12 protein-coding genes are annotated in these 12,647 nt (G+C 64.4%); 7 read left to right on the forward strand and 5 right to left on the reverse strand.

Annotation, left to right across the window (positions count from 1 at the left end):
* Positions 1-6 precede the first annotated feature (6 nt).
* The 6 genes from K0F86_RS08145 (at position 7) to K0F86_RS08170 (ending at position 5,518) form a co-directional block, all read left to right on the forward strand.
* The gene (locus K0F86_RS08145; protein WP_219133950.1) at positions 7-954 is read left to right on the forward strand and encodes a tyrosine recombinase XerC; all 948 of its coding nucleotides are present in this window, start codon (positions 7-9) and stop codon (positions 952-954) included.
* 139 nt (positions 955-1,093) lie between these two features.
* Positions 1,094-2,206, forward strand: a complete 1,113-nt coding sequence (locus tag K0F86_RS08150) for a GTP-binding protein (RefSeq protein WP_219133951.1) — start codon at positions 1,094-1,096, stop codon at positions 2,204-2,206.
* Between the two features lie 481 nt (positions 2,207-2,687).
* Entirely contained in the window at positions 2,688-3,140 is a 453-nt protein-coding gene (gene dksA / locus K0F86_RS08155; RefSeq protein WP_071079830.1) for an RNA polymerase-binding protein DksA, read from the forward strand.
* A gap of 222 nt (positions 3,141-3,362) precedes the next feature.
* Complete coding sequence (gene hslV, locus K0F86_RS08160) at positions 3,363-3,899, forward strand: ATP-dependent protease subunit HslV (RefSeq protein ID WP_010394217.1); 537 nt, start codon at positions 3,363-3,365, stop codon at positions 3,897-3,899.
* Between the two features lie 41 nt (positions 3,900-3,940).
* Entirely contained in the window at positions 3,941-5,305 is a 1,365-nt protein-coding gene (gene hslU / locus K0F86_RS08165; RefSeq protein ID WP_306823189.1) for an ATP-dependent protease ATPase subunit HslU, read from the forward strand.
* Positions 5,306-5,323: 18 nt separating this feature from the next.
* Positions 5,324-5,518: a hypothetical protein gene (locus K0F86_RS08170; protein WP_034753063.1), complete on the forward strand. Its 195-nt coding sequence runs from the start codon at positions 5,324-5,326 to the stop codon at positions 5,516-5,518.
* Between the two features lie 68 nt (positions 5,519-5,586).
* Here the strand turns inward: K0F86_RS08170 and K0F86_RS08175 are convergent, their stop codons facing one another.
* Complete coding sequence (locus tag K0F86_RS08175; protein WP_219133953.1) at positions 5,587-6,201, reverse strand: outer membrane protein; 615 nt, start codon at positions 6,199-6,201, stop codon at positions 5,587-5,589.
* A gap of 168 nt (positions 6,202-6,369) precedes the next feature.
* On the opposite strand from K0F86_RS08175, the gene K0F86_RS08180 reads away from it, so the two are divergent.
* Positions 6,370-7,143, forward strand: a complete 774-nt coding sequence (locus K0F86_RS08180; protein WP_257572050.1) for a helix-turn-helix transcriptional regulator — start codon at positions 6,370-6,372, stop codon at positions 7,141-7,143.
* Here K0F86_RS08180 and K0F86_RS08185 read toward each other — a convergent pair.
* Genes K0F86_RS08185 through gspE form a run of 4 tightly spaced genes read right to left on the reverse strand, consistent with a single transcriptional unit; the run spans position 7,116 to position 12,641 of the window.
* Entirely contained in the window at positions 7,116-9,368 is a 2,253-nt protein-coding gene (locus tag K0F86_RS08185; protein WP_219133954.1) for a patatin-like phospholipase family protein, read from the reverse strand. The two genes, K0F86_RS08180 and K0F86_RS08185, sit on opposite strands and share 28 nt — an antisense overlap.
* A 58-nt stretch (positions 9,369-9,426) precedes the next feature.
* Positions 9,427-9,972: a type II secretion system protein N gene (locus K0F86_RS08190; RefSeq protein WP_219133955.1), complete on the reverse strand. Its 546-nt coding sequence runs from the start codon at positions 9,970-9,972 to the stop codon at positions 9,427-9,429.
* A gap of 16 nt (positions 9,973-9,988) precedes the next feature.
* Positions 9,989-11,209 (reverse strand): type II secretion system inner membrane protein GspF, encoded by a 1,221-nt coding sequence (gene gspF, locus K0F86_RS08195; protein WP_219133956.1) that lies wholly within the window; start codon positions 11,207-11,209, stop codon positions 9,989-9,991.
* 10 nt (positions 11,210-11,219) lie between these two features.
* A complete protein-coding gene (gene gspE / locus K0F86_RS08200; protein WP_219133957.1) occupies positions 11,220-12,641 on the reverse strand; it encodes a type II secretion system ATPase GspE in 1,422 nt (473 codons plus the stop codon).
* Between the last annotated feature and the right edge of the window lie 6 nt (positions 12,642-12,647).

Genomic DNA, 12,647 nt, shown 5'->3' on the forward strand with positions numbered 1-12,647 from the left:
AACCCCGTGGACGAGGCGCGCGGCAAGGCCGAATGGCTGGCCAGCTACCTGGCGCAGCTGGCCACGCAGCGCAAGCTGTCGCCCCACACCTTGGACGCCTACGGGCGCGACTTGCGCGCCTTGCTGGAACTGAGCGGCAATACGCCGTGGACGGCGCTGGCGCACAACGAAATACGCCGCTACACGGCCAAGCTGCACAGTGGCGGCCTGGACCCGCGCTCGATCGCCCGCAAGCTGTCGTCGTGGCGGGGCTTTTACAACTGGCTCAGCGGCGAGACCCAGCTCGACGCCAACCCCGTCGACGGCATCCGCGCCCCCAAGCGGGCCAAGACCTTGCCCAAAGCCCTGTCGGTGGACGACGCCGTGCGCCTCGTGGCCCCCGTGCAACACCAGCAGGGCGCCGCCGAGCCGGAACAACTGTGCAACCGCGCCATGTTCGAGCTGCTGTATTCGAGCGGCTTGCGCGTCTCCGAACTGACCAGCCTGGACACCCATTACTGCAAGGCCGAGGGCGGCCGGCCCGCCTCGCTGGGCTGGCTCGACATGGCCAGCTTCGAAGTCATCGTCACGGGCAAGGGCAGCAAGATGCGCAAAGTGCCCGTCGGCAAGGCAGCCCTCGTGGCGCTGGCCAGCTGGCTGGCCGTGCGTCCGCCGGCAAACGATGGCAGCGCTGCCTTGTTTTTAAGCACGCGCGGCACGCGCATTTCGCCGCGCGTGCTGCAGCTGCGCCTGAAGGCGCACGCGCTGGCCGCCGAGATTCCCGCGAACGTGCACCCGCACGTGCTGCGCCACTCGTTTGCCTCGCACGTGCTGCAATCGTCGGGCGACTTGCGTGCCGTGCAGGAAATGCTGGGCCATTCCAGCATCACCTCGACCCAGGTCTACACGGCCCTCGATTTCCAGCATCTGGCGCACGTGTACGACCAGGCACACCCGCGCGCCAAGCTCAAGTAGACTGCCGCGCCCGTTGGCCAGCCTGATCCATATCAAGCGGATGGGCGCGCATTTGCAAGCTTTTGCAAAATTCCGGCATAATCGTCCGCATTCTTCCGCTTGCGCGGCGGCACCATCGATTACAGCATAGGCATCTCTCATGGCACTGATTCCAACCACCATCCTCACCGGTTTCCTCGGTGCCGGCAAAACCACCTTGCTCAACCGCATACTGCAGGAAGACCATGGCATGCGCATCGCCGTGATCGAAAACGAGTTTGGCCAGGAAAACATCGACAATGAAATACTGGTGCAGGATAGCAACGAGCACATCATCGAGATGAACAACGGCTGCATCTGCTGCACCGTGCGCGGCGACCTGATCGTGGGCTTGACGGAACTGGCGCGCAAGCGCGACGCCGGCCTGCTGACGTTCGACCGCGTCGTCATCGAAACGACGGGCCTGGCCAATCCCGGCCCTGTGGCGCAAACCTTCTTTGTCGATGAAGAGGTGGGCAGCCACTACATGCTCGACGCCATCATCACGGTGGTCGATGCCCGCCATGCCATGAAGCAACTCGACGAATACGAGGAAGCCCAGCGGCAAGTGGGCTTTGCCGACAAGCTGCTGCTGTCGAAAACCGACCTCGTCAGTGAAGACGACGTGGCCACGCTGACGCGCCGCCTGAAGCGCATCAATCCCCGCGCGCCCATCGCCAAGGTCGATTTCGGCCGCGCGCCGCTGGCCGAAGTGCTCGACATCCGCGGTTTCAACTTGAACGAAAAGCTGGAACTGGACCCGGATTTCCTGGAGACAGAGACGGCGCACGTGCACGATCATGACAAAGCGCACGACAAAGCGCATGACCATGCGCATGCAGATGAGCACGGCCACGAGCACAAGCATGCGCACGAGCACAGCGACGCCTGCGCCACCGATTGCGGCCATGCCGACCACCACCATGCGCAGCACAGCGACGATATCGCCGCCTTTGTTTTCAAGAGCACGCAACCGTTCGACAGCGCCAAGCTCGATGAGTTCCTCGGCGGCCTGGTGCAAGTGTATGGTCCGCGCATGTTGCGCTACAAGGGTGTGCTGCTGATGCAGGGCGCTGAACGCAAGGTGGTCTTCCAGGGCGTGCACCAGCTGATGGGCAGCGACCTGGGCGCCAAATGGGGCGAAAACGAAGTGCGCGGCAGCAAAATGGTGTTTATTGGCAAGAATCTACCAAAAGACATTTTTATTCGCGGACTCGAACAATGTTTGGTATAAACTAGCCGGGTTTTGCAAAATACCCGTTGCAAAGCAGAAACAAAAGGGAAAGTTAAGCACGCTTTCCCGCTGGCCGCCCCCCGTCTTGCTGGTATAAATCAACAAGTGGCCGCCGCTGATCGGCTAGGCAACAAATCGGGATGGCAATATAAGGCAAAGCGTGCCAAAATCAGCGACGAAAACGGCCCATGTCGTTCGCCTGTCATGAAATGCTGGCAAACTGCCGCTGGCCGCATGCCAGGCATGCAAGCGATCCACCCAACACACCCGTTGTCGTGCGCATAGCGCGACTGGCATAGAGCGGTAAAAAGTTATCAACATGGCACCATAGCCTGCCGGTAGTCCTGGCTTTCGCCGGCAAGCCAAGGTCGCACGCAGTACAGCGGGACAGCAATGCCAAGCGGAACCTGTACAGTTGCTCGGTATCGCCGCATCAACTGATCAATTTGAAAACTCTGTCGTATCGAAGGTAAGCGAAGTTATGACCAAAACTAATAAATCGACCCCGGCCGCCAGCCAAGACATCCCTCTCATCAGCGAAGACCAAATTCGCGCCATGAGCGAAGATGACTACATGAATCCGGCACAACTGGCATTCTTCAAGGCGCGCCTGCAGCAGCTCGAAAAAGACTTGCTGAAAAACGCCGGCGAAACCACGGAACACTTGCGTGAAACCGTGCTCGTACCGGACCCTGCCGACCGCGCCACCATCGAGGAAGAGCATGCGCTGGAACTGCGCACGCGCGACCGCGAGCGCAAATTGCTGAAGAAAGTGCAGCAATCGATCGCCAGCATCGACGCCGGCGACTATGGCTGGTGCGAAGAAACGGGCGAGCCTATCGGCATCCCGCGCCTGATCGCCCGTCCGACCGCCACCCTGTCGCTGGAAGCCCAGCAACGGCGCGAACTGAAGCAAAAACTGTACGGCGACTGATCGCCCTTCCCCTTGCGCGGCCGCCCCGGCGGCTGCGTGGCGGCAGAAAAAAAGCACACAACCCCGGTTGCGTGCTTTTTTTTCGTCCCGCGCCGACTACACTGAAGCAAGCACGGCAGTGGCAAGTGTCGCTTGCAATTGCCTTTTCCATCCCCACTTTTGTGCCATGGGCGCGCAACCGCATGACCTTGCACGCATCGGCACGAATCTTTTGAGGTCACTATGGAACAATTTCACGGCACCACCATCCTCTGCGTCCGGCGCGGCAAGCAAGTCGCCCTGGGCGGCGACGGCCAGGTCACGCTCGGCAACATCGTCATGAAGGGCACGGCCCGCAAAGTGCGTAAGTTGTATCAGGGCAAAGTCCTGGTCGGCTTTGCCGGCGGCACCGCCGACGCCTTCACCCTGCTCGACCGTTTTGAGGGCAAGCTGGAAAAACACCAGGGCAATTTGCTGCGCGCCTCCGTCGAACTGGCCAAGGACTGGCGCACCGACCGCGTGCTGCGCCGCCTGGAAGCGATGCTGCTGGTGGCCGACAGCGAGTCGACCCTGGTCATCACGGGCAATGGCGACGTGCTGGAACCGGAAGACGGCATCGGTGCCATCGGCTCGGGCGGCACCTATGCCCAGTCCGCCGCCAAGGCGCTGCAGGAAAACACGGACTTGTCGCCGGCCGAAGTGGTCAAGAAATCGCTGACCATCGCCGCGGAACTCTGTATTTACACGAACATGTCGCACATCATCGAGACCTTGGACTGAGTCCAAGCACCCGAGCAAAGAATAGAAAGCCAACTATGATCATGAACATGACCCCGGCGGAAATCGTCACCGAACTCGACAAGCACGTGGTGGGCCAGGCCAAGGCCAAGCGCGCCGTCGCCATCGCCCTGCGCAACCGCTGGCGCCGCCAGCAGGTGGCCGAGCCCCTGCGCCATGAAATCACGCCCAAGAACATCCTCATGATCGGCCCCACAGGCGTCGGCAAGACGGAAATCGCGCGCCGCCTGGCCAAGCTGGCCGAGGCGCCGTTCATCAAGATCGAAGCGACCAAGTTCACGGAAGTGGGCTATGTGGGGCGCGACGTCGACACCATCATCCGCGACCTGATCGACATCGGCATCAAGCAGACGCGCGCGCTGGAAATGAAGAAAGTGCGCGCACGCGCCGAAGATGCGGCCGAAGACCGCGTCATCGACATCCTCGTGCCGCCGGCGCGCGACTTCGGCTTCACGCCGAATACGCCAGCGGCCGTGGACAGCGGTAGCGGCAGCGGCAGCGGCGACAGCACGCGCCAGACCTTCCGCAAGCGCTTGCGCCAGGGCGAGCTCGATGACAAGGAAATCGAGATCGAGCTGGCCGAAGCGGGTCCGCAGATGGAAATCATGGCGCCGCCGGGCATGGAAGAAATGACGGAGCAGATCAAGTCCATGTTCTCGGGCGTGAGCGGGCAGCGCAAGAAGGCGCGCAAGGTCAAGATCCGCGAAGCGCTCAAATTGCTGGTCGAGGAGGAAGCGGCCAAGCTGGTCAACGAGGATGAACTGAAACAGAAAGCCATCCAGAACGTCGAGCAGAACGGCATCGTCTTCCTCGATGAAATCGACAAGATCGCCTCGCGCTCGGAATCCGGCGGCGCCGACATCTCGCGCGCGGGCGTGCAGCGCGACCTGCTGCCGCTGGTCGAGGGCACGACCGTCAACACCAAGTACGGCATGATCCGCACGGACCACATCCTGTTCATCGCCTCGGGCGCGTTCCACCTGTCGAAACCGTCGGACCTGATCCCGGAATTGCAGGGGCGCTTCCCCATCCGCGTGGAACTGGAATCGCTGTCGATCTCGGACTTCGAGCGCATTCTGACCAGCACCGACGCCTGCCTGACGATGCAGTACGAAGCCTTGCTGGCGACGGAAAACCTGACCTTGAAATTCGCCCCGGAAGGCATCACGCGCCTGGCGGAAATCGCCTATGCAGTCAACGAGCGCACGGAAAACATCGGCGCGCGCCGTCTGCACACGGTGATGGAAAAGCTGCTGGAAGAAGTGTCGTTTACGGCCAGCGAAAACAGCAGCAGCACGGAAAACCTGCTGGTGATCGATGCCGCGTACGTGAATGAACGCCTGGAAGCGCTGTCGGTCAACGAGGACCTGTCGCGCTACGTGCTGTAATCAGGGAGGGGAAAACCGATGGCAAACAAGGCATTGGCGACGCGGCAGAAAATGCAGTTCCGCGTCGAACCCTCGCAAAAACCGCGCAACCCGGTCGCCACGGCCGCTCTGCAGCGCGCCGCCGGGGCGCACGTGAAGACCGTCTCAGGCCAGCGCCAGCAGGAAAAACGCCTGCTGGCGAAATTGCTGCTGAAGGTAGAAACGGACAAATAGGCCGCCCGCGGACGCCCTTTGCATAGGGCGTCCGCCATCAGGCCACTCTCTGCCGCAGCAGCATCCCCTTAGAAGCGGTAGGACGCACCCAGCGAAAACATGTCGACCTTGCTCGTCTGCTTGCTGTTGTACTTGACGGGCACGCGGTCCCAGTCGAGGTGCAGCGACCAGTTCTGATTCAGCGCATATGCCGTGCCGATGCCGTAGGTCAGGCCTGCCTTGTTCTGCTTGGCCGAACCGCCGCCCAGATAATCGACCTTGCCCTGCGTGTAGGCCACGCCGGCGCGCCCGCTCAGGGTAAAGGCATCGAACTGGTAGCCGAGCACGCCCTGCACGCCGAGGCCGGTGAATTTGCCGCGACCAGCGCGCTTGCCGGCGCCCGTGTCGAAGCCGGACTTGACCTCGCCGCCTGTGTACCCCACCAGTTCAACCGAAGGCAGGGCCACGCCGCCCTGAAACGGCAGCGCGTCGAAACTGTAACCCAGGTAGGCCTTGCCATTGCGCTTGCTGCTTTTGTCGCAATCGCCTTGTCCTGGCAGGCAATCGAGGCCGCTATTGGCGCGAAAGCCGTAGCTGGCGCCCGCATAGACGGGACCCGGTGCAGGATCGGCAGCCGCGGCATGCAGGGGAGCGATGGTGGCCAGCGCCAGCAGCGCTGCGGGGAAACGGAAAGATGGGAACATGGATAACCTCTACAAGTGGATGGATTGCCTGGTTGTAGCGCGCTGCGCGAGCCACAAGCGGGAGTGTCATCTCTTTTGCCAAAAAGTACTATCACCTTGTGCAAAGTGTCATTAAGGGCTACATTCGGTACCGTTACCCGCTACCAAACTTGTAAAAAAGGATATCTCGTGAGTTCACCTGAACTGGTTTTGCGCGTGCTGCGCACCCAATTGCGCGCCGCCGGCATCACGTACAAGGTATTGGCCGAGCGCATCGCCATGAGCGAATCGAGCGTCAAGCGCATGTTTGGCCAGCACGACATGTCGCTGTCGCGCCTGGCCCTGATCTGCAAGGCCTCGGGCATCGCCATGGAAGATGTGCTGCGCGGCGCGGCCGACATCACGCCGCATGCCGACACGCTCACGCTGGTGCAGGAAAAGTCGCTGGTGGCGCATCCGCGCCTGCTGCTGGTGGCGATCTGCTGCCTCGGCCACTGGAGCCTGGAGCAGGTGGTGGAAACGTATGCGCTGACGCAGGCCGAATGCATCGGCTGCCTGGCCGAGCTGGACCGCCTGGGCTTGATCGAACTCAAGCCGCTGAACCGCTACAGCCTGCGTGTCTCGAACGCCTTCCACTGGCTGGCCGACGGCCCGGTGCAGCAGTACTTCCGCGAACACGTGGTGGCCGATTATTTCAGCGGCCACTTTGACGGCGCCGGCGAAACGCTGATGTGCATTCCGGCCCGCCTGTCGCTGTCGAGCGCGCAGGAACTGGTGCAAAAGATCCGCCAGCTGGCCGAGGAACTGGCGCGCCTGCACCAGAACGACCGCCGCCTCGCGCCCGCCGAGCGCGATGGCTTTACCCTGCTGCTGGGATTTCGCTCATGGGAATTTTCCGCCTTCACGGCCCTGCGCCGCAGCGCGGCGGCGGCCAGCTACCAAACGGGTCCCAGGAACAGATAGAAGGTGCTCTCGCCGCCCTTCGATGCGCCCGAGGCCACGTACACGGGGCCGAAACGCGTATCGACGGAGATGAAGGCGCTGCTGGCCTGCGTGAACTTGCTGGCTTTCCAGCGCTCGTTCTGGTCAAAGCCGCCGCCCATTTCCAGCGAAAAGCCGGCCCGCACGGCGCCGCCCAGGGTACTGGGCAGGGAACCGATGCGGCGCGCCATCACCACGCGCGCCAGGGCGATGCTGCGCCCGCTCACCGATTGAAAATCCGTGCCGGACAGGCGCAGGAAGCCGCCCAGGCTGAGCGGCGCCTCGCCGCGCTGCGCGCGCGCCCATTCGCCATACACGTGGCCGGCCCAGTTGCCGTAACCGAAAGCCTTCAATGCCGTCAGCGAAGAGCGGCCCAGCGGCGCTTCGCCCGAACCCGTGGTCGAGGCGCGCGTCCAGGTAGCGTCGAGCAGCGCGCCGCGCGTGGGGAAACCCGGCGAATCGAGCGTATCGACGCGGAACTGGACAAACTGGGTGGTGCCCAGCCCACGCGACTCGGGCTGCGTGGGATCGGCTGGTATCGCCAGCTTGCCCTTGATCTCCGTGCGCGTGACGCCGAACTGCAAATCGCCCCAGGTACCGAACTCGCGTCCCAGCACCAGCGCCGCCGTCTGGCCGTTATACGTCACGCGCGCGCTGCGTCGGCCCTTGTCGAAGACATCCATCGCCGACGAGGTGTACTGCAGCTGCGGCGCGATATACCACGGGTTGCCTGCGCCCAGCGGCTGCCAGAACTGCACGCCATAGCCGCGCGCATTGCCGATCTGCGCCGTGCTGCGCAACTCGCCGCCCCAGCTGTTCAGGTTCGAATGCACATGCAGCAGCTTCAGGGCGAAGCTGTTGCTGTCTCTGAAATCGCTGGACAGCTCCAGGCCCACGCGCAGGCGGTTGCTGGCCCATGGCGCTTCGACCGCCTTGATGGTGACTGTGCGCTGCTCGCCGGCATCGACCACGTCCGTCTCCACGCGCGCCACGTCGCCGCGGCCATACAGCTTGGCCGCCGCCTTGAGCACATCTTCCTGGCTGACGGCCTGCCCTTCCACCAGGCCCGATTGCGCCTGCAGGATGCGCGGATTGATGTCGCCTTCGCTCTCCACGGCCAGGCGCGTGAGCGGCAGGGCCACGTCCAGCAAGGCCGGCGCCGCCAGGCGCAGCTGCTCGCGCGCCGCATACTGTTCCGGCGGCAGGGCCAGCGGCGCCAGGCGGGCGGCCAGCGCCTGCGCCGCCTGTTCGCCGGCGCGCATGGCGCGCGCATAGTTTTCGAAGTCGAGGAAACTGACACCCGTCAGATCCGGCGCCACCAGGATATCCTGCGCACGCAATTCCTTGAGCGAGCGCTGGACGTTCTGCTCCGTGAGGATCTGCAGCATCTGCTGCGCCACGCCGATGGCGCTGCCCAGCTCTTTTTCCGGCGCCAGCGGCGTGCCCACGTTGACGGCGATGATGATGTCGGCGCCCATGGCGCGCGCCATATCGACGGGCAGGTTGCGCACCAGCCCCCCGTCCACGACCAGGCGGTTATTCACGCGCACGGGGGCAAACACGCCAGGCACGGCCAGCGAGGCGCGCATCGACAGGAACAGCGGCGTGTCGACCAGTTCCACCAGTTCGCCATTGACCAGGTCGGACGCCACCGAGCGAAAGGGCAGCGGCAGCTGGCTGGCGGGGCGGTCGCGCATGCCGGCCGGCAACAGCCGGTTCAGCGCCATTTCCAGCGCCGCATTGCTGGCCGCGGCCGGCGGCGTGGAAATGCCGTTGCGGCTGATGCCAAACTCGATGCGCGACGGCAGCAATAAATCTTCCTCGCGGCGGCGGAACGCCAGTTCGTCGCGCGGCGGCCGGTCGGCCACCACGCGCGCCCAATTGGTCTCGCGCGCCATCTTTTCCAGGTCCGCCACGGAAGCGCCGGCCGCATACGCGCCGCCCACCACGCCACCCATGCTGGTGCCGACCACCATGTCGATCGGCACATGCAGTTCCTGCAGCACTTTCAATACACCGATATGCGCGAAACCGCGCGCGCCGCCGCCCGACAGCACCAGCGCGATGCGCGGGCGCGCGGGCGCTGGAACGGTCACGCTGGAAACAGGGGAAGGCGTGGCAACGGGGACGTCGGCTGCGGCGCCGGCTTGCGGCAAGGCGCACAGCGCCGCCACGCAGCCCGCCAGGACGGCACGGATCGAGAACATGAAGACTCCTGTGGCGATGGCGGGACGGCGCCATCGGCAAAATACGATAAAAACAGCGTTAGTTTGACGGCGGCGGCACGCTGCTGCTCACTTGCGGCGCCGGCATCATGGTCGCCGGCCGCTGCTGCTCCATCGGCAGCGGCGGCGGCACCAGGTTCGAGACCGGCGCAGGGCTGGCAGACACTTGCGCCGGCAAGGCCAGCGCCTTGTCGTCGGCCACCAGGTCGATGCGCTTGCTCACGCCGCCATCGCGCAGCAGCACATGGCGCGCATGCACTTCCAGCACCGTCACGCCGGGCGCCACCTCGGCGCCCTCGGGCAGGGCCACGGACGGCTTGCCGTCGGTGGCGATGATGGCCACGCTGCCACGGCCATTGCCGGCGGCGACCACGCCTTTGAGCTGGTAATTGCTGGCCGTGGCCACGCTGACCTGGCCGCCGAACAGCGAAGCGCCCGCCTCCACGCTGGCATCCTGCACCACCGGCACGGCGGGTGGATTGATGGGGCGCTGCGGCGCCTTGAACAGCTGCATGGCCCAGTAGGCCAGCGACACGGACAACGCAACGACGGCGAGCAAACTTGTAAATTGAGGCAAACGCTTCATGGCTTCCTTGAGTTTCTTATCTGACGAGCTGATTGATTTCGATAATCGGCATCAGCACGGCCAGCACGATCAGCAGCACCACCACGCCCATGGCCAGGATCAGGGCCGGTTCCAGCAAGCCCGCGATGGTGAGCGTGCGGCGTTCCAGGTCCTGCTCCTGCGCGCTGGCGGCGCGTTCCAGCATGGCCGGCAGCTCGCCCGTGATTTCGCCCGCGCGTATCATGTGGATCAGCATGGGCGGAAAATGCTTTTGCGCCGACAGCGCGCGCGCCAGGCTGACACCCTCGCGCACGGCGCCGCTGGCTTCTTCCACCAGTTCCTGCATCGCCACATTGGTCAAGGTATCGCGGCTGGTGTCGAGCGCGCGCAGGATCGGCACGCCGGAGCCCGTGGTGATGGCCAGGGTGCTGGCGAAACGCGCCGTATTCAGGCTGCGCTCGAACTTGCCGTACAAAGGCGCCGTCAGCAGCCAGGTATGCCAGCGCCGCTTCAGGGCCGGCTGCTGCAGCGCGCGGCGCCAGGCGAACCAGGCGCCAATCAGGACGATGCCCACCACGATGCCATAGTGGCGCACGAAGTCCGACAGCGCCAGCATGATCACCGTCAGCAGCGGCAGCTTCTGCTTGGTATTGGCGAACACGGAAACGATCTGCGGCACCACGTAGGTGAGCAGGAAGATGACGATGGAAAACGCCACCACCGTGACGATGGCCGGATAGGTAAACGCCAGCTTGACCTTCTGCACCAGCGCGTTGCGCCGCTCGATGTAGTCGGCCAGGCGCGACAGCACGCGCGACAAATGGCCGATCTGCTCGCCCGAGGCCACCAGTGCCCGGTAGATTTCCGCGAAATCGCGCGGATGGCGCGCCAGCACGTCGGAAAACGCGGCGCCGCCAATCACTTCCGAACGGATCGAGGCGATCAGGTCGCGCAGATACGGCCGCTCGGCCTGTTCCAGCAATGCGGAAAACGCCTGCTCCAGCGGCAGGCCCGCTTCGAGCAAACTGGCCAGCTGGCGCGTAAACAGGGCCAGCTCTGTGCTGGACAGGCGCTCACCAAAGCCGCGCCGCTTGGTCACGCCGGCGGCATCGACCTGCGCGGTGATCGGTTCGACGGCCAGCGGCACCAGGCCTTGCACGCGCAGCTCGGCGCGCGCGGAACGGGGACTGTCGGCATTGAGCACGCCCTTGCGGGTGGCGCCCTGGGCGTCGACGGCTTCATAACGGAATGCGGGCATGGTGGCGGGCCTAGTCTTTGGTCACGCGCAGCAACTCGGCCTGCGTGGTGGTGCCGTCGCGCAGCCAGCGTTCGCCGTCGTCGCGCATGCTCGTCATGCCGTCCTGCAGGGCGACGGCGCGCACTTCCGCTTCCGAGGCGCGGTTGTGGATCTGCGCGCGGATCTGCTCCGTCGTGCGCAGCAGTTCATAGACACCCACGCGGCCCTGGTAGCCCGTCTGGCCGCACTGCTCGCAGCCGACCGCCTGCCAGTACTGGCCATCGAAGGTCTTGCAGGAACCGCACAATTTGCGCACCAGGCGCTGCGCCAGCACGCCAAGCAAGGACGATGACAGCAGGAAGGGCTCGATGCCCATGTCGAGCAGGCGCGTGACGGCCGCCGACGCGTCATTCGTGTGCAGGGTCGCCAGCACCAGATGGCCCGTCAAGGATGCCTGCACGGCGATCTGCGCCGTTTCCAGGTCGCGGATCTCGCCGATCATGATGACATCGGGATCCTGCCGCAAAATCGCCCGCAGCGCCTTGGCAAACGTCATGTCGATGCGCGGATTGACCTGCGTCTGGCCCACGCCGGCCAGGTCGTACTCGATCGGGTCTTCCACCGTCAGGATGTTCGTGGTGGTGGCGTTGAGCATCGACAGCGCCGCGTACAGGGTCGTCGTCTTGCCCGAGCCGGTGGGGCCCGTGACGAGCACGATGCCGTGCGGCTGCGTGATCAGGCCATCGAATTGCTTCAGCATGGGCGCGCTCATGCCCAGGTGCTGCAGGTCGAGGCGGCCCGCTTCCTTGTCCAGCAAGCGCAACACGGCCCGTTCGCCATGCCCGGTGGGCAGGGTCGAAACGCGCACGTCGACGGGCTTGCCGCCCACGCGCAGGGTGATGCGGCCGTCCTGCGGCAAGCGTTTTTCGGCGATGTCGAGCTGCGCCATGATCTTGATGCGTGAAATCAGCGAGCCGTGGATGGCCTTGCGGGGGCGCACCACGTCGCGCAGGCTGCCGTCGATGCGAAAGCGCACGACAGACGTCTGCTCGAACGGCTCGATATGGATGTCGGACGCGCCTTCGCGCAGCGCCTGCGTGAGCAAGGCGTTGATCATGCGGATGACGGGCGCGTCGTCGGACGATTCGAGCAAGTCCTCGATGGCCGGCACGTCCTGCAGCAGCTTGGTCAAATCCAGGTCGGCATCGAATTCATCGGCCATCTGCGAGGCGTCGCCGCCGCCGCCCGCGTAGGCACTGGCAATGGCCGCATCGAGTTCGCCGCGCGGCAGCACCATCAATTGAATCCGGCCGAAACGGCGCGACACTTCGGCAATCGCCGCCGGCGCCGTCGATGCGGCCACCAGCACTTCGACGGGGGCGCCGTCGACGGCACCGGGCCGGGCCAGCAAGCCGAAATCGCGCGCGTAGGCGTAGGGAAGCAGATTACTCATGGCTAT

It is taken from the genome of Janthinobacterium sp. UMAB-60, assembly GCF_900095235.1.
Lineage (GTDB): Bacteria > Pseudomonadota > Gammaproteobacteria > Burkholderiales > Burkholderiaceae_D > Janthinobacterium.